14 protein-coding genes are annotated in these 16,897 nt (G+C 67.7%); 11 read left to right on the forward strand and 3 right to left on the reverse strand.

The window, feature by feature from the left end; all coding sequences use genetic code 11:
- The first annotated feature begins 25 nt into the window (after positions 1-25).
- Both mycP and eccCa read left to right on the forward strand, forming a co-directional pair.
- Positions 26-1,435 (forward strand): type VII secretion-associated serine protease mycosin, encoded by a 1,410-nt coding sequence (gene mycP / locus IBX18_RS13875; RefSeq protein ID WP_306796257.1) that lies wholly within the window; start codon positions 26-28, stop codon positions 1,433-1,435.
- Between the two features lie 48 nt (positions 1,436-1,483).
- Positions 1,484-5,560 (forward strand): type VII secretion protein EccCa, encoded by a 4,077-nt coding sequence (eccCa, locus tag IBX18_RS13880; protein WP_194834087.1) that lies wholly within the window; start codon positions 1,484-1,486, stop codon positions 5,558-5,560.
- Positions 5,561-5,643: 83 nt separating this feature from the next.
- Here the strand turns inward: eccCa and IBX18_RS13885 are convergent, their stop codons facing one another.
- Positions 5,644-6,282 (reverse strand): GNAT family N-acetyltransferase, encoded by a 639-nt coding sequence (locus IBX18_RS13885; protein ID WP_107654200.1) that lies wholly within the window; start codon positions 6,280-6,282, stop codon positions 5,644-5,646.
- The gene (locus tag IBX18_RS13890) at positions 6,279-7,088 is read right to left on the reverse strand and encodes a GntR family transcriptional regulator (protein WP_107654201.1); all 810 of its coding nucleotides are present in this window, start codon (positions 7,086-7,088) and stop codon (positions 6,279-6,281) included. The genes IBX18_RS13885 and IBX18_RS13890 overlap by 4 nt, the downstream gene beginning before the upstream one ends.
- 278 nt (positions 7,089-7,366) lie before the next feature.
- On the opposite strand from IBX18_RS13890, the gene IBX18_RS13895 reads away from it, so the two are divergent.
- Positions 7,367-7,759 carry a DUF4254 domain-containing protein gene (locus IBX18_RS13895; RefSeq protein WP_194834088.1) on the forward strand — a complete coding sequence of 131 codons (393 nt, stop codon included), beginning with the start codon at positions 7,367-7,369 and terminating at the stop codon, positions 7,757-7,759.
- 299 nt (positions 7,760-8,058) lie between these two features.
- Here IBX18_RS13895 and IBX18_RS43095 read toward each other — a convergent pair whose 3' ends face one another.
- Complete coding sequence (locus IBX18_RS43095; RefSeq protein ID WP_306796258.1) at positions 8,059-11,256, reverse strand: AAA family ATPase; 3,198 nt, start codon at positions 11,254-11,256, stop codon at positions 8,059-8,061.
- 394 nt (positions 11,257-11,650) lie between these two features.
- Here IBX18_RS43095 and infA point away from each other — a divergent pair, with 394 nt between their 5' ends.
- The 8 genes from infA (at position 11,651) to truA (ending at position 16,703) form a co-directional block, all read left to right on the forward strand.
- Complete coding sequence (gene infA, locus IBX18_RS13905) at positions 11,651-11,872, forward strand: translation initiation factor IF-1 (protein WP_003418601.1); 222 nt, start codon at positions 11,651-11,653, stop codon at positions 11,870-11,872.
- Between the two features lie 309 nt (positions 11,873-12,181).
- Positions 12,182-12,295 carry a 50S ribosomal protein L36 gene (gene rpmJ / locus IBX18_RS13910; RefSeq protein ID WP_011207363.1) on the forward strand — a complete coding sequence of 38 codons (114 nt, stop codon included), beginning with the start codon at positions 12,182-12,184 and terminating at the stop codon, positions 12,293-12,295.
- A gap of 217 nt (positions 12,296-12,512) precedes the next feature.
- Entirely contained in the window at positions 12,513-12,887 is a 375-nt protein-coding gene (rpsM, locus tag IBX18_RS13915; protein WP_147134984.1) for a 30S ribosomal protein S13, read from the forward strand.
- A gap of 10 nt (positions 12,888-12,897) precedes the next feature.
- Positions 12,898-13,311: a 30S ribosomal protein S11 gene (gene rpsK, locus IBX18_RS13920; protein WP_040731638.1), complete on the forward strand. Its 414-nt coding sequence runs from the start codon at positions 12,898-12,900 to the stop codon at positions 13,309-13,311.
- Between the two features lie 22 nt (positions 13,312-13,333).
- Entirely contained in the window at positions 13,334-13,939 is a 606-nt protein-coding gene (rpsD, locus tag IBX18_RS13925; RefSeq protein ID WP_107654203.1) for a 30S ribosomal protein S4, read from the forward strand.
- A gap of 103 nt (positions 13,940-14,042) precedes the next feature.
- Positions 14,043-15,101, forward strand: a complete 1,059-nt coding sequence (locus IBX18_RS13930) for a DNA-directed RNA polymerase subunit alpha (RefSeq protein ID WP_014981770.1) — start codon at positions 14,043-14,045, stop codon at positions 15,099-15,101.
- 52 nt (positions 15,102-15,153) lie between these two features.
- Positions 15,154-15,678 (forward strand): 50S ribosomal protein L17, encoded by a 525-nt coding sequence (rplQ, locus tag IBX18_RS13935; RefSeq protein ID WP_107654204.1) that lies wholly within the window; start codon positions 15,154-15,156, stop codon positions 15,676-15,678.
- 170 nt (positions 15,679-15,848) lie between these two features.
- Positions 15,849-16,703 carry a tRNA pseudouridine(38-40) synthase TruA gene (gene truA, locus IBX18_RS13940; RefSeq protein ID WP_194834347.1) on the forward strand — a complete coding sequence of 285 codons (855 nt, stop codon included), beginning with the start codon at positions 15,849-15,851 and terminating at the stop codon, positions 16,701-16,703.
- The last annotated feature ends 194 nt before the right edge of the window (positions 16,704-16,897 follow it).

Below are 16,897 nucleotides of genomic sequence, written 5' to 3' on the forward strand. Positions count from 1 at the left end.
TGAGACCCCGTGAGCGCAGCGAGCGATGAGACCTAGCGCCTTCCGTCGCAGCCTGTTGCGGATGGCCTGCGTCGCCGCGGTGATCGGCCTGGTGGGTGCACCGGCGCCGCCCGCCTCCGCGATCTCGCGGCCCGTCATCGATCCGGGTGCGCTCGCCATCGCCCAGGCGCTGAGCGGTCGTCCCGCGCCGTTGGAGCCGACCGAACAGCGCGACCTGTGCGCCGAGCCCGCGCTCACCGGCCCCCCGCCGAACGAGCCGCCGATCGCGCAGCGGGTCCTCGAGTTGCCCTCGGCCTGGCAGTTCAGCAGGGGCGCCGGGCAGAAGGTCGCGGTGATCGATACCGGAGTGAATCGGCATCCGCGATTGCCTTTCATGCAGACCGGCGGCGACTATGTCTCCGACACCGACGGCAGCGTCGACTGCGACGGGCACGGCACGCTGGTGGCAGGCATCATCGCGGCCCAGCCGAGTCCGGGCGACGCGTTCGCCGGGGTGGCGCCCGAGGCCGAGATCCTCACCATCCGGCAGCTGAGCCTCGCCTACGAGAAGAAGGATCGCGCGGGTGACCGGGCGCCCGGCGCCATCCGCGCCGACGGCTACGGCAGCGTGCTCACCCTGGCGGCGGCCGTGGTGCGCGCGGTCGACCTCGGCGCCACCGTCATCAACATCTCCGAAGTGGCCTGCAGCCCAGCCGGATCCGATACCGCAGACTCCTCGCTCGGTGCCGCGGTGAAGTACGCCTACGACCGCAATGTCGTCGTGGTGGCCGCCGCGGGCAACGTCGAGTCCGATGGCCCGTGCAAGAACCAGAACGAGGGCACCGGATGGGGCGCGGTCACCACCGTCGCCAGCCCGGCATGGTTCTCGCCGTATGTGCTCGCGGTGGGGTCGGTGGACGCCGACGGTAAGCCGTCGGATCTGTCGCTGCACGGACCGTGGATCGGGGTCAGCGCGATCGGCCGCAATATTGTGTCGCTGGACAGCAAGCCGGGTGGCGTCGGGTTGGTCAACGGCGTGCAGACCACCGAGGGCATCCGTCCGGTGGACGGCACCAGTTTCGCGGCGCCGTATGTCGCCGGACTGGCCGCCCTGGTGCGCTCGCGTTTCCCGCATCTCGATGCCCAGCAGGTGATCGACCGCATCGTGCGCACCGCGCAGGCGCCGGGCACCGGCCACGACGACGCGATCGGCGCGGGCCTGATCGACCCGCTGGCCGCGCTGACCGCGCAACTGCCCGATCGTCCGGTGAACGCCGGAGCCGATGTCGGCCGGGTGATCGCCGCGCCGGTCATCCCGCCCGGTCCCGATCCTCGGCCGCGCCGGATCGCGGTGATCGGCTCACTGACCTGCCTGACCGCCCTGGCCATCGGTATCGCGGTGGCGATTCCGTTCCGCCGCAGACGCAGGGAGATAGACGCCGAATACGACCCCTAGCGGCGGGCTCCGTGCCGACCGCAGACAGCTCGACGGATCGAAGGACTCATGGCTATCGAAGGTTTCGTACGGCGCCCGCGGATAGCGCCGCCCCGTGCACCCGGTGGTGAGGTGGCGTTGACCGCGCCGCCGGAGATTCCGCGCGCACTGCCTGCCCCGCTGATGATGAAGCTGATGCCGGTCGTCATGGTGGTCGCGGTGATCGGCATGATCGCGATGATGGCGATGATGGGCCGCAATCTGCTGGCCAATCCGATGTCGATGATGTTCCCGATGATGATGCTGATGTCGATGGTCGGCATGATGGCGGGCTTCCGCGGTGGCACGGGGAAGCGCGCGGTCGAGCTCAACGAGGAACGCAAGGACTACTTCCGCTACCTCGATCAGATCCGTAAGGACGTGCGGCGCACCGGCAACAAGCAGCTGGAGACGCTGGCCTGGAGCCATCCGGACCCGGCCGACCTGCCCTCGCTGGTCGGCACCCGGCGGATGTGGGAGCGCAGGCCCAACGACCCGGACTTCGGCCACGTGCGCGTCGGTATCGGCAGCCATCGGCTGGCCACGAAGCTGGCCAGGCCGGAGACCGGTCCGCTGGAGGACCTGGAGCCCGTCTCCACCGTCGCACTGCGCCGGTTCGTGCGTACCCATTCGGTGGTGCACAGCTTGCCGACCGCGGTGTCGCTGCGCGCCTTCCCGGCGATCAACATCGGCGGCCCGACCGAGGACGCGCGCATGCTGACGCGTTCGATGCTGATGGAGCTGGTCACCTTCCACGGGCCCGACCATCTCGCGGTCGCCATCGTCTGCGCGGACCCGGACGGGGCCTGGGGCTGGGCGAAATGGCTTCCGCACCTGCAACATCCGACCCTGCGCGACGGCATGGGTTCGGCCAGGATGATGTATACCTCGCTGGGTGAGCTGGAGACCGCGCTGTCGGCCGAGCTGATGGAGCGCGGCCGGTTCATGCGCAACCCGCAACCCACCCAGGGGCGGCTGCACCTGGTGGTGATCATCGATGACGGGTACGTCAACGGCAACGAACGACTGATCAGCGAATCGGGCCTCGATTCGGTGACCGTGCTCGACCTCACCGCACCGGAGGGTGGCCTCGCGGCGCGCCGCGGACTCCAGCTGGTCGCCGCGGACGGTGACGTGTCCGCCCGCAGCGCGGCGGGCGTGGAGAAGTTCGCCACCGCCGACGTGGTGACTTCGGCGGAGGCCGAGGCGTTTTCGCGGGCATTGTCGCGTTATCGGCTGGCCACGGCGGCCCAGATCGTCAGTCTCGGTGAGGGTTCGACGGCCGACCCGGGGCTGATGGCGTTGCTGAAGATCCAGGACGCGGCGCAGATCGATCCCGCCAGGGTATGGCGGCCGCGCACCGCACGGGAACGGCTGCGGGTGCCGATCGGCATCACCCCCGACGGCACGCCGGTCGATATCGACATCAAGGAGTCGGCCGAGAACGGCATGGGCCCGCACGGTCTGTGCATCGGCGCGACCGGCTCCGGTAAGTCGGAATTCCTGCGCACGCTGGTGCTTTCGTTGGTCACCACGCACTCGCCGGACGCGCTGAACCTGGTGCTGGTCGACTTCAAGGGTGGCGCCACGTTCCTCGGGCTGGATTCACTGCCGCACGTCGCCGCGGTGATCACCAACCTGGAAGAGGAACTGTCCCTGGTAGACCGCATGAAAGACGCGCTCGCCGGTGAAATGAACCGGCGCCAGGAACTGCTGCGGTCGGCGGGCAACTACGCGAACGTCACCGACTACGAGAAGGCCAGGGCCGCAGGCGTTCCGCTGGATCCGCTACCAGCGCTGTTCGTCGTGGTCGACGAGTTCTCCGAACTGCTCTCGCAGAAGCCGGATTTCGCCGAGTTGTTCGTGATGATCGGCCGACTCGGCCGCTCGCTGCACGTGCACCTGTTGCTCGCTTCGCAGCGACTGGAGGAGAACAAGCTGCGCGGCCTCGAGTCGCACCTGTCCTACCGCATCGGTCTGCGCACCTTCTCAGCCAACGAATCGCGCGCGGTCCTCGGCATCACCGATGCCTACCACCTGCCGAGCGTGCCGGGTGCCGGCTATCTGAAGAGCGACGCCTCGGATCCGTTGCGGTTCAACGCGAGTTACGTGTCCGGTCCCTATGTGGCGCCGGTGGGCACGGTAACCGGTGAGGACGGCAGTCCGGTCGGTGGCCAGCGGCTCGCGGTGTTCACCGCCGCCCCGGTGGAGACGCCGGAACCGGTGGAAGACGATTCCGCGCTGGATCTGCCGCCGTCGCCGTCGAACCCGCTGCTCGAACTCCCACCGCCGCCGTCGGCGCTCAACGCGCCCGGCTCGGACGAGGGGATCCCGGACTCGCTGCTCGACGTGGTCGTCAAACGCCTGACCGGGCACGGCCGCCCCGCACACGAGGTGTGGCTGCCGCCGCTCGACGAATCTCCGACGGTCGACATGCTGCTGCCCGACCCGGACTGGCGCTCGCCGGTCAACCGGCACGGTCAGCTGTGGATGCCGATCGGCGTGATCGACAAGCCGTACGAGCAGCGTCGTGACGTGCTGACCATCAGTCTGGCAGGCGCCCAAGGCAATGTGGCGGTCGTCGGTGGCCCGCAGTCGGGCAAGTCGACCACCTTGCGCACCATCATCATGGCCGCCGCGGCCACCCACACCCCGCAGCACGTGCAGTTCTACTGCCTGGATTTCGGTGGCGGCAGTATGGCGGGCCTGGTCGGCTTGCCGCACGTCGGCTCGGTGGCCGGCCGGCTCGACAGCGACCGGGTCCGGCGCACCATCGCCGAGCTCACCTCGCTGATGCGTCAGCGCGAGGAACGCTTCGCCGAACTCGGCATCGAGTCGATGGCCGAGTTCCGGCGGCGTAAGTTCGCCGCGGCGGCGCACGTGCCCGACGGCGCGGCGTCGGCGGGTAATCCGTTGGCTGACGACCGATTCGGTGACGTGTTCCTGGTGATCGACGGCTGGGCCGTGATCCGCGAAGAGTTCGACGTGCTGGAGCCGCAGATCACCGCCATTGCGGCGCAGGGCTTGTCGTACGGCATCCACCTCATCATCGGCGCGTCCCGGTGGGCCGAGATCCGGCCGGTGGTCAAGGACCAGATCGGTACCAGGCTCGAGCTGCGCCTCGGTGATCCGACCGACTCGGAGATGGGGCGGCGCACCGCCTTCCAGGTTCCGGTGGGTCGTCCGGGCCGCGGTCTCACTCCGGAACAGCTGCATATGTTGGTTGCCTTGCCGCGGTTGGACTCCAACTCCGATCCGGAATCGCTGGCCGACGGCGTCACCCTGGCGCGTCAGGAACTCGCGGAACTGCACGCGGGCAGGCGGGCACCGGAGGTGCGCATGCTGCCGCTGCAGTTCAACCGCGACGACCTGCTGGCCATCGCCAGGGAACAGGGCATCGAGCTCAGCCCGACCAGGGTGGTCGTCGGGCTCGGCGAATCCGAATTGCAGCCGCTCGTGCTGGATTTCGGCACGGATCCGCACTTCATGGCCTTCGCCGACGTCGAATCCGGCAAGACCACGCTGCTGCGCAACATCGTGACGGGCGTGGTGGAGAATTCGACGCCGGACCAGGCGAAGATCATCATGATCGACTACCGGCGCACCATGCTCGGCGTGGTCGAGGGCGAACACCTCGCCGGATACTCCACCTCGTCGCAGACCTGTGGGCCGATGATCGCCGAGGTCGCGGAGTTCCTGTCCAAGCGGATCCCCGGTTCCGACATCACCCCGCAGCAGCTGCGCGAGCGCAGTTGGTGGGAAGGGCCGGAGATCTACATCGTCGTCGACGACTACGACATGGTGGCCACCGGCGGCATCAACCCGTTCGCCGCACTGATCGAATACCTGCCGCAGGCCCGCGATATCGGCATGCACTTCGTCGTCACCCGCCGCATGGGTGGCGTGTCGCGCGCGCTCTACGACCCGATCATCGGTGGTCTGAAGAACCTGTCGGTGGACACCTTGGTGATGAGCGGCTCCCGGGACGAGGGCAAGATCATCGGTGAGATCCGGCCCAGCAAGCTCCCGCCGGGCCGCGGCACGCTGGCCTCGCGCAGCAAGGGCCAGGAGATGGTGCAGATCGCGTATATGCCGCCTACCCAGTAGGAGTCGGGCCGCCGCCGAGTCGAGGTAGCCGTGGGCGAGCTGCCGACGCGGTGGTGGCTCGGTGGGCGATCACGCGGTACGGGTCAGTTGTTGGGTTGGCCCGCAGCGAAATTAGCGGTCGAGCTCGGTGGGACGATGCCGAGGTTCGGGGTGGTTCCGGTGACGCGGGCGGCGGGGACCGTGACCGCGGCGTCGAAATCCCAGCTGTCGGCGCGACGTTCGAACAGGGCGCGGGACGGGCCGGTCGCTATCGGGCCTGCGATGCGCGCGAATTGGAAGCCCGCTCTGCGGTAGTAGTCGTGCAGTTCGGTGTTGGTGGTCCAGGCGTCGAGGCGAACCCAGTCGCGTTCCTGTTGGCGCGCAAGCCATCCCGCGTGCGCGAGCAGTCGTTGGCCGATGCGCTGTCCGGCGAAGCGGAGGTCGACGATCATGTAGTGGACGACAACCGCGTCGGATAATTCCCACGGCGACCACAGCCCTGGGTCGGCATGGCGGTTGACGGTGATCGTGCCCGCGGGTTCGCCCGCGACCTCCGCGATCCAGGTCTCACCGGCGTCCATCGACCGGCCGACCGAGCGCGCGAAGATCTCGATGGGCAGGCCGCGACCCGCGACCGTCCACTGATCGGAGCCGCGCGTGGTGAGCCACGCGGTGCGTTGCAGGCGCAAACGGCAGATCACGCCTAGGTCGCCAATTGTCGCTTGGCGGAGCATGATACTCATGCCGTCGCGATGCCCGGCCCGTACGGCACGCCGAGGGTGCGCCCGATCACGGCCAGGCCTTCGGCATCGCCGAGCTGGTAGGCCAGCCGGTTGCTCGCGGCGATGGAACGGTGCCGGGTCGCCCTGGTGACCCGCTCGTGGTTGGCGCCGATCCGCAGATGGTCCAGCAGGATCGTGCCCGCCGCCACGCCGAGCACGGTGGCCTCCTCCGCGGTGGCGGGGCGTGCCGTCAGGGTGTCGCGATGGGCGGTCTCGGCGTGCCCGCTGACGGCCAGCCGGCGGGTGGTGCCCTCCGGAATGTCGTGCGGTGAGTCGATTCCGGTGGCCTCGGCCAGGTCTCGGGGATAGAAGCTGACCTCCCAGGACCACGGCTCGTTGTCGAGATACTGGACGACCGTCCTGGCCAGCACCCAGGAGTCTTCGGGCACGCCGAGCCACAGCGCGACCGAGGGCCCCGCAGGCTCCATCTTCGCGCTGAACTCTTTGGACGGCGTCCGGTGCGCGGCGCGCGCGATCTCCTCGAAGATGTCGTGCGGCGACTTCGGCCGGTCGTGTCGGATATGGTCGGTGACAACTGATTCCAGAACTTCCTGGTTTCGCACGATGGTGCCGCGGGAAGTCGCTGTGTAGACGAGATTTTCGGTGACAAGCACCTGAATCGCATTGCGAGCGGTGGTAAGCGAGACCTGCATGTGCTCGGCCAGCTCCGTGTGGCTGGGCAACCGATCACCCGGTTTCCACTTGCCTGCGCGGATCTCCTCGCGGAGGAGGTCTGCGATCCGGTGGTACGTCGGACCGTCCGCCATCTTGCTCCTCGGTTGGTCGTGCAGGTAACGAAGTGTACTCTTCGTGACTTCCTACGGCCCGGTAACGCTTGACAGGTGCCTTCAGAGGTTTATTGTAATGAACGTCCTGATCCGGTGTTGTGCGGCGATGACGGCGAGGCAACGTGGCAGGTTCGGATACAACAGTCGTAATGGCTCTTCCCGGCACCCTGCGGTGTGCCGATTCGGTGGTGCAGTCACATGCTCCTGGACTGCTTCCCACCTCGGATCTACTTGTTCGGGCGTGTCGTGGACACCGCGTGGTCGGCGGTCCGTTGCTCTGGTTCGCCCGCGATCTCGCGGTGCTGCACGAGCGGCGACTGGTCGGCCGCGGTGGTTCGGTGGATACCGACCCGACGGTGGTCCTCGAAATCGAGCGCCGCAGAGTGGAATTGGTCATGGCCATCGATGACTGGGTCGCGCGCAGTGTGCCCCAGCACCGGCTCGGTGCGACCCTGCACACCGAAACCGTCGGCGCGGTCATCGACCGCCTCGCCGAGTCCTCGGTGCGCGCGCACCACGCGCTGATGACCCTCGACGCACGCGACGAAAGACTGCACGGCGCTTGGCATCACCTTGCCGAACTCGCCGATGCCTACGACGATCTCGTCCGCGACATCCTCGCGGGCAGACGTCGTCTCCCGGAGTGGTAACTCCGCACTAGTCGCCAGACCGCTAGTTCGCGAACAGTTTTCGCGCGCGGTCGCTTCGTGAGGTTTCGCAGACCGTCCATACCTGTCGCAAGGACTGTAAGCCCTGTGAGAGGTATGGACGGTCTGCGAGACACCGAGCGGTTGGATACGGCTGGTGTAGTTGCGTTGCCGGGCATTTCGAGGTCGGCAGAGTCATATGGTCGCTGCTGAAGATCTTTTGGCGACCATATGACTCTGCTCGATCGGTAGCCGAGGGTTGGCAACCCACTTGTCACGTGACGGTGTGACACGAGGGTGTTTCAGGGTTGGTAGCGGCGGTGATCGGTGGCGAAATCGTCGGCGATGGTGGCGGCGAGTTCGACGTAGGCGCGCTTGGTGTGTTTGTGCAGGCGGTGCAGATCGATCTCGGCGCCCTCGGACATGTGCGCGTCGAACGGGATGATGTGCACGGCGCGGCACCGGGACAGGAAGTACTCCCGCAGCTGTTGGATGCCGACGTTCGGGGATCCGGCGCGCGGCGAGTTGATCACCACCACCGCGTTGCGGACCAGGTGATCGTGTCCGTGCAGCGACAGCCAGTCCAAAGTCGCTGCGGCACTGCGTGCGCCGTCGATCGCGGGGGAGGAGATGAGCACCAGTGAGTGCGCCAGATCCAGCACGCCCGACATCGCCGAATGCATCAGTCCGGTACCGCAGTCGGTCAGGATGATGTTGTAGAAGCGCTGCAGGATCCGCGCGACCGCACGGTATTCCTCCTCGCTGAACGCCTCCGACGCCGCCGGATCGCGTTCGCTGGCAAGCACTTCCAGGCGACTCGTGGCCTGCGAGGTGTGCCTGCGGACATCGGAGTAGCGCTGGATCGACGGGTCGAGCAGCAGGTCACGCACGGTGGACCTGGTCTGCAGCGGCACCCGCTGCGACAGCGTGCCGAAGTCGGGGTTGGCGTCCACCGCGATCACCCGGTCGCCGCGGATCGACGCGAAGATCGAGCCGATACCCATTGTGGTGGTGGTCTTTCCGACACCACCCTTCAGGGACAGCGTCGCGATCCGGTAGTCGCCGCGCACGGGTTGCCGGATCCGGGCGACCAGCTCCTGCAACCGCAGTTCCTCCGCGGACAACCCAGGATTGATCGCGCCGCCGGACACGTGATGCACGGCCTTACGCCAACCGCTGCCTGGCGACTTCTTGGCCCGGCGCATCGGCACATCGTCCAGTGATGGCGGCGGCCCCGGCTGGTACTGCACGCCAGGCTGGTACTGACCGCCCGGCGGACGACCCCACTGGCCCGGCGGTTGCGGCGGTGCGGGCGGTGACCCACCCGGTGCCTGGCCACCGACCTGAGGTCCGGCGAATCCGCCTGGCGCACGCGAAGGAACCTCGGGCGCTTGTGGTCCCGGCTGCTCGCTGCCTGGTGCTTGTCCGCCCGCGGACGGTGCTGTCTGGCCGGGGTTTTGGGCTGCCGGTGCAGCTTGGTTGTGCCAAGGAACGCCAGGTGCGGGCGGGCCGGGCTGTTCGTTGCCTGGTGCCTGTCCGCCAGCAGATGGTGCTGTCTGGCCGGGGTTTTGGGCTGCCGGTGCAGCTTGGTTGTGCCAAGGAACGCCGGGCGCCGGCGGTCCTGGCTGCTCGCTGACCGGTGCTTGCCCACCGACGGACGGTGCTGTCCGGCTCGGGGTTTGGGCTGCTGGTGCTGCTTGGTTGTGCCAAGGAACGCCGGGTGCGGGCGGTCCTGGCTGTTCGCTGCCGGGTGCCTGCCCGCCGACGGACGGTGGCCGAACTACAGATTCGTCCGCCCACACCGGTGCCGCGGCGTTGCGCCACGGCTCGCTCGGTGCCGGTGGTGCGGGCTGCTCGCTGCTCGGGGCCTGCCCGCCGGTCGCCTGCGGCGGATATCCGGTCGGGCCGCCTGGTCCGCTCTGACTAGCCGGTGCGTACGGCCCAACTGGCGGCTGCGGGACGTCATTCCGAGGCTGCGGCTGTCCGCCGGGGCGCTGCGCCGACTCCTCGGGTGTACCTAGGAGCCCGTCGATCTCAGCGGGCAGGCGATGCCGACCGCTGGCGGACGGCCGTGTCGCTCCGGTGTTGGACGAGGGCACCCAACCGGGTGCCTGAAGCGAGTTGTCGCGTTGTTGCTGACTGGATTCCGGGCGTTCGGTGCCTGGTGTGGCAGGTTCGGCCGGCGGCGGCGGTACCGCGGTGCCGTTCGCAGCTGGTGGAACGGTGGACGGGCCGAGCGGTCGCTCAGGCGCGCCAACGGTGTCGCCGGGTGACGACTGTCCCACTGCCGGGGCGATCGGGCTCGACGGTGCCGAACCCGCGGCGGGTCCACGGGACGGAAGTTCCTGACCGGGCTGGGCGGCCGGAGGTGTTGTCGCACCGGCAACGTTCGCCGCGCCCGGCTGCTCACGGTCCGGCGCCTGCGGTGCGCGTCCCTGCGGCCCGGTTACGGGCGCCGCCGGGGGAACGGCGCTGTCGCCGGGCGCGCGGCCTTGATCCTGCGGCCCGGGTCGGGTGGGTGGCGCCGAAGGTGTTGGCGTGCCCGGTCGTTCGGCGGCGTTGTCGCCCGGTGCCTGCGGTATCCGGCTCGCGGCAGGCGGCTCTTGTGCGCGTGCAGGTGCGTCCGGTCGTGCCTGCGGTGTCTGCTCGGCGGACGGAGCCGTCGATGAGCCACCTTGCGCCGGTGGGGGATCGGGCAAAGGCGGGGGATCCGGCAGCGGTGGCCGGTGCGGCGGCGCGGCCGGTGCGGTCGTCGCCTGCTCGGGCCGCGGTCCGGCCAGCCACGGCGGCGGGCCATCGGGCTCGGGCGGTGCGTAACGCTCCGCGGGAGCCTGCGGCACATTGGTCGAGGCTTGCGGCGGTGCTTCCGGAATGGGGGTCGACGCCTGCGGCGGCGGATCCGGGAGCGCCGGTGGCGGCGGCAGATCGGGCCGGGTGGGCTGGTGCCGGGTGGTCGGGTCGTTCGAGACGGGCGGCTCGGTGCGACTGCCCAGCGGTTGGAAGGCAGGGGGCGGCGGGCCGGGGTTCCGGGTCGGCAGTCCCTGTGCGGGTCCGCTGGTGCGCTGCGGAGGTGCCTCGGTCCGCGCAGCCGGTGCCTCCGGACGCTGCGCTGGTGCTTCGGTGCGCTGTGCCGGCGCTTCGGTACGTTGCGGCGGGCCGGCCTGCCATACGTCGTCCGTACGCGGTTGGACGTAGGCATCCAGTCCAGGCTGACGCCACGGGTCCGCGCGCGGAGTATCGGGCTGCGGCGAACGGGAACCTGCATCAGGTGTGCGACCGTGCGGGCCGGCCTCGGGCTGCTGCTCTTCGGTGGCCGGGCTGTCGTTCTTGTCCCGGCGCCAACCCTTGCGCTTCTTCTCTTGACGTCGGCGGCCGGGTCTCTCGTCGATCACATCGTCGGAGGGAAGGTTCTGCACCGGTGCTTCGTAGCCGACCTGTGTGACATCACTCTCGGACAGCCACGGCGGCAGCATGGGGAGGCCGTCATTGTTCCGGCTCACGATTCCACCTCGCTAGCGCTCGGCTCCATCGTGCCCGGTGGCGCTGCATTTGGGGTTCGCTCGCTGCGCTCGCTCACGGATCCCCCTAGATCTGCTCGACCCTCTAATACCTGGACAGCGGTCAGTTTACGCGACGTCCGGACACCGCAGAGGGGCAGGAGGCCAGGGCGCTGCGACCCCTGATTTCGTGCTCTGATCGGGGCGGAGAGAGTACCGGCGAGGGCTACCACCGACACCCATTTTTGCCGGAACCATCCGGTACCGGTAAGCTGGAGCGGCGGTGCACCTATGCGCCGACTGTTTGCATGTCGTCGGTCGGTTTCGGCCGATTGATCCATGTAAGCAGAAACAAGCCAAACAAACCAGGTTGAGCGTAACCGGGATCGCGGAGGACATGGCGAAGAAAGACGGGGCCATCGAGGTCGAGGGTCGAGTTGTCGAGCCGCTGCCCAATGCGATGTTCCGGATCGAGCTCGAGAACGGTCACAAGGTTCTCGCGCACATCAGCGGGAAGATGCGGCAGCACTACATTCGTATCCTCCCCGAGGACCGCGTGGTCGTCGAGCTGTCCCCCTACGACCTGTCGCGCGGCCGGATCGTCTACCGCTACAAGTAAATCGAATCGGGCGATCTCTGCTCGCGGAGAGCGCTCGCCGGTGGTCGATTGACTTGGTGTTTTGTGGGGGTGCAACCCCCACACCCCGCCCGGCGGGCTTCGCCCCCGGACCCCCGCACGGGGCTCGGTAGGGCGGGATTTCGCCAGTTGAAGCGGGACCGAGCCGTCGCTCGTGAGAGCGGCACTCGCCCCTGCGGGCGGGACCGAAGGACCGTCGCTCGACAGAGCGGCACAACAGACTTCCCCAGCGAAAAGGCTGGGGAAAAACTGTGTTCACACCTGTGTGAACCACAACAAGATTGGACGGACGTGAAGGTTCAGCCGAGCGTCAAGAAGATCTGCGAGAAGTGCAAGGTGATCCGCCGTCACGGTCGGGTCATGGTGATCTGCGACAACCTGCGCCACAAGCAGCGCCAGGGCTGATCAAGCGGGAGGCAACTCCCAGCGATCACCAGCCGGGCACCGATCACTGATCGGCTTGGCCAACTAAAGAAGAACTCCCAGCTCCAGCCGCACGCTGCGGTATTCCGGGTTCGCTCGGAAGGCGTGTGCGCCAACCACCGGTACGGAGGCCGGTGCCCCACCAAGACGAGGGGACGGACAGGGAGCAGACCTCCGCAACAGCTAAGGAACCTGCCACATGGCACGTCTCATGGGCGTTGATCTCCCGCGTGAAAAGCGCATGGAGATCGCGCTGACTTACATCTACGGCATCGGCCGTACCCGCTCCAAGGAGATCCTCGCGGCCACCGGCGTCAGCCCGGACCTGCGCAGCAAGGACCTCAGCGACGATCAGGTGACGCAGCTGCGTGACTACATCGAGACCTCGCCCGAGCTCAAGGTCGAAGGTGACCTGCGCCGCGAGGTGCAGGCCGACATCCGTCGCAAGATCGAGATCGGCTGCTACCAGGGTCTGCGCCACCGTCGTGGGCTGCCCGTGCGTGGTCAGCGCACCAAGACCAACGCGCGCACCCGCAAGGGCCCGAAGCGCACCGTCGCCGGCAAGAAGAAGTAGGGGATAACCGATGCCTCCGAAGTCCAGGGCCTCCGGCCCCAAGAAGACCCAGAAGTCGCGTCGCCGGGAAAAGAAGAACGTCCCGCACGGCCACGCACACATCAAGAGCACGTTCAACAACACCATCGTGTCGATCACCGACCCGGCCGGAAACGTCATCTCGTGGGCGTCCTCGGGCCACGTCGGCTTCAAGGGTTCGCGTAAGTCGACCCCGTTCGCCGCGCAGCTCGCCGCCGAGAACGCTGCCCGCAAGGCGCAGGAGAACGGCGTCAAGAAGGTCGACGTCTTCGTGAAGGGCCCGGGTTCGGGCCGCGAGACCGCGATCCGTTCGCTGCAGGCCGCGGGCCTCGAGGTCGGCACGATCTCCGACGTCACCCCTCAGCCGCACAACGGCTGCCGTCCGCCCAAGCGTCGTCGCGTCTAGCGGGAAAGGAAAGAGATAAAAAATGGCTCGTTATACAGGCCCCATCACCCGCAAGTCGCGTCGTCTGCGCGTCGACCTCGTCGGCGGCGACCAGGCGTTCGAGCGTCGTCCGTACCCGCCCGGCCAGCACGGCCGCGCGCGGATCAAGGAGAGCGAGTACCTGCTCCAGCTGCAGGAGAAGCAGAAGGCTCGCTTCTCCTACGGCGTCATGGAGAAGCAGTTCCGCCGGTACTACGAAGAGGCCAACCGCCTCAAGGGCAAGACCGGTGACAACCTGCTGCGTCTGCTCGAGTGCCGCCTGGACAACGTCGTGTACCGCGCCGGTCTGGCCCGTACCCGTCGTCAGGCTCGCCAGCTCGTCAGCCACGGCCACTTCCTGGTGAACAACCGGAGCGTCAACGTTCCCAGCTTCCAGGTGACCCAGTACGACATCATCGATGTCAAGGAGAAGTCGCTGGGCACGCTGCCGTTCCAGGTTGCGCGCGAGACCGTCGGCGACCGGCCGGTTCCCGGCTGGCTGCAGGTCATCCCGGGCCGTCTGCGGATCCTGGTGCACCAGCAGCCCGAGCGCGCCCAGATCGATGTGCCGCTCTCGGAACAGCTCATCGTCGAGTACTACTCGAAGTAACACGCTGCTACACGGTGCATGATCTGCTGATACCGGCAGATCATGCACAACCCCTAAAACGAGGCGTCAAATAGCGGGCGCCCAAACAGGAGGATGATCCTAAATGCTGATTTCACAGCGTCCGACACTGACCGAAGAGGTCGTTGCCGAGAACCGCTCGAAGTTCACCATCGAACCGCTCGAGCCGGGTTTCGGTTACACCCTGGGCAATTCGCTGCGGCGTACCCTGCTGTCCTCGATTCCGGGGGCCGCGGTCACGAGCATTCGTATCGACGGCGTGCTGCACGAGTTCACCACCGTCCCCGGCGTGAAGGAAGATGTCACCGACATCATCCTGAACCTCAAGGGCCTGGTCGTGTCCTCGGAGGAGGACGAGCCGGTCACGATGTACGTGCGCAAGCAGGGTCCCGGCACCGTCACCGCCGGTGACATCGTGCCGCCGACCGGCGTCGTCGTGCACAACCCGGACATGCACATCGCCACCCTGAACGACAAGGGCAAGCTGGAGATCGAGCTCGTGGTCGAGCGCGGTCGCGGCTACGTCCCCGCCGTGCAGAACAAGGCGTCCGGTGCGGAAATCGGCCGGATCCCGGTGGATTCGATCTACTCGCCGGTGCTCAAGGTGACCTACAAGGTCGAGGCCACCCGTGTCGAACAGCGCACCGACTTCGACCGTCTGATCCTGGACGTGGAGACCAAGAACTCCATCAGCGCACGGGACGCGCTCGCCTCGGCGGGTAAGACCTTGGTCGAGCTCTTCGGCCTGGCCCGTGAGCTCAACGTCGAAGCCGAAGGCATCGAGATCGGCCCTTCGCCGGCCGAGGCGGACCATATCGCCTCGTTCGGTCTGCCGATCGAGGACCTGGACCTCACCGTCCGGTCCTACAACTGCCTCAAGCGCGAGGGTGTGCACACCGTGGGCGAGCTCGTTGCCCGCACCGAGTCGGACCTGCTGGACATCCGCAACTTCGGCCAGAAGTCCATCGACGAGGTCAAGGTCAAGCTGCACGCGCTCGGCCTCTCGCTCAAGGACAGCCCGGCGTCGTTCGATCCTTCGTCTGTGGTGGGTTACGACGCGAGCACCGGAACGTGGAGCGACAGCGGCACGTTCAGTGACACCGACGGTGGCGAGCAGGACTACGCCGAGACCGAACAGCTCTAGGCCAGACGCGGGGTAGGCACCCCGGCCCGGCCTCACACAAGGAGAACCAACAATGCCCAAGCCCAAGAAGGGTGCTCGCTTCGGCGGGTCGGCGTCGCACCAGAAGGCGATCTTCGCCAATCTGGCGACGGCGCTCTTCGAGCACGGTCGAATTTCGACCACCGAGTCCAAGGCCAAGGCACTGCGTCCCTACGCCGAGAAGCTTGTCACCAAGGCGAAGGCAGGCACCCTTGCCGACCGTCGCGAGGTGCTCAAGGTGATCCGCAACAAGGACGTCGTGCACGAGCTCTTCGCCACGATCGGCCCCTCGTTCGAGGGTCGCGAGGGCGGCTACACGCGCATCACCAAGACGCTGCCGCGTAAGGGTGACAATGCGCCGATGGCCATCATCGAGCTGGTCCGGGAGAAGACCGTGACCAACGAGGCCGACCGCGCTCGCCGTGTCGCCTCGTCCAAGAAGACCGAAGAGGCCCCGGCCGCTGAGGTTGTCGAGGACAAGGCCGACGACGCTGTTGCCGAGACCGCTGAGGTCGAGGCCCCGGCTGCCGACGAAAAGGCCACCGAAGACAAGGCCTGAGGATGCCCGGCGTTCGCGTCGGAATTTTCTGATCGAGCCCGCCGCCCGCTTTCCGCGGGTCGGCGGGTTCGTTCGTTGACCAGGAGATCGAAGTGAGCGCGGAGGACTCGATGCTGTCGGCTAGCTCGTCGGATTCGGCTGCGCCGGAGCAGGTTTCGGCCGAGCCGACGATGGATGCGACGCTGGTCGGCGCCCCCGCGCGTCCGGCGCCCCGATTCCGGCTCGACATCAGTTACGACGGAACCGATTTCACCGGCTGGGCGCGCCAGCCCGGCCTGCGCACCGTGCAGGGCGTGCTGGAGGAGTCGCTGAGCAAGGTGTTCCGCGAACCGGTGCAGCTGACCGTCGCGGGTCGCACCGACGCCGGCGTGCACGCCGAAGGGCAAGTCGCCCACTTCGATACGACCGCCGAGCTCGACCCGGCCAAGCTGGTGCACCGGATGGCGCGCTTCCTGCCGAAGGATGTGCGGATCAAGGACGTTCGCCTCGTCCCGGCCGAATTCGACGCTCGCTTCTCGGCGATCCGCAGGCACTACGTGTACCGGCTGACCACCGCCCCCTACGGCGCCGAACCGCTGCAGGCCCGCAGCATTGTGGGCTGTCGCCACGACGTCGATATCGATGCCATGCGCGCGGCGTCTCGAAAGCTGTTGGGCCTGCACAACTTCGCGGCCTTCTGTCGCCGCCGCGAGGGCGCGACTACGGTGCGGGAACTCCAGCGCTTCGACTGGGAACGCGACGGCGACCTGCTCACCGCGTACGTCAGCGCGGATGCCTTCTGCTGGTCCATGGTCCGCAGCCTGGTCGGTGCCGTGCTGGCGGTGGGTGAGGGGCGCCGCACGCCGGACTGGGTCGGCGGGCTGCTGAACGAAACCGAGCGCTCCAGCTCGGTCACCGTTGCTCCCGCGCATGGTCTGAGCCTGATCGCCGTCGACTATCCCGCCGACGCGGATCTTGCCGCGCGCAACGCGCAGACCAGGGAAGTGCGCACCGTGCCGTCGGGCGAAAGTTGTTGCGGGGGCTGAATTCCTGGCCGACACTGCGCCCGCGCCGCACAACCGGCAGTCGGCTGCGGCGCGGGCGCCGAGTCGTTCAGTTGGACGATCCGGCTTCGATCGTCTTCTGCTGCGCCGATCCGCTGGCGACCTCGATGCGGCGCGGCTTGGCCCGTTCGGCGCGCCTGCCACCGCGGTAGGCGCCGGTAGCTGGGCACCACCAA

Origin of the sequence: Nocardia sp. XZ_19_369, assembly GCF_015355715.1 — a bacterium.
In the GTDB taxonomy this organism is placed as follows: domain Bacteria; phylum Actinomycetota; class Actinomycetes; order Mycobacteriales; family Mycobacteriaceae; genus Nocardia.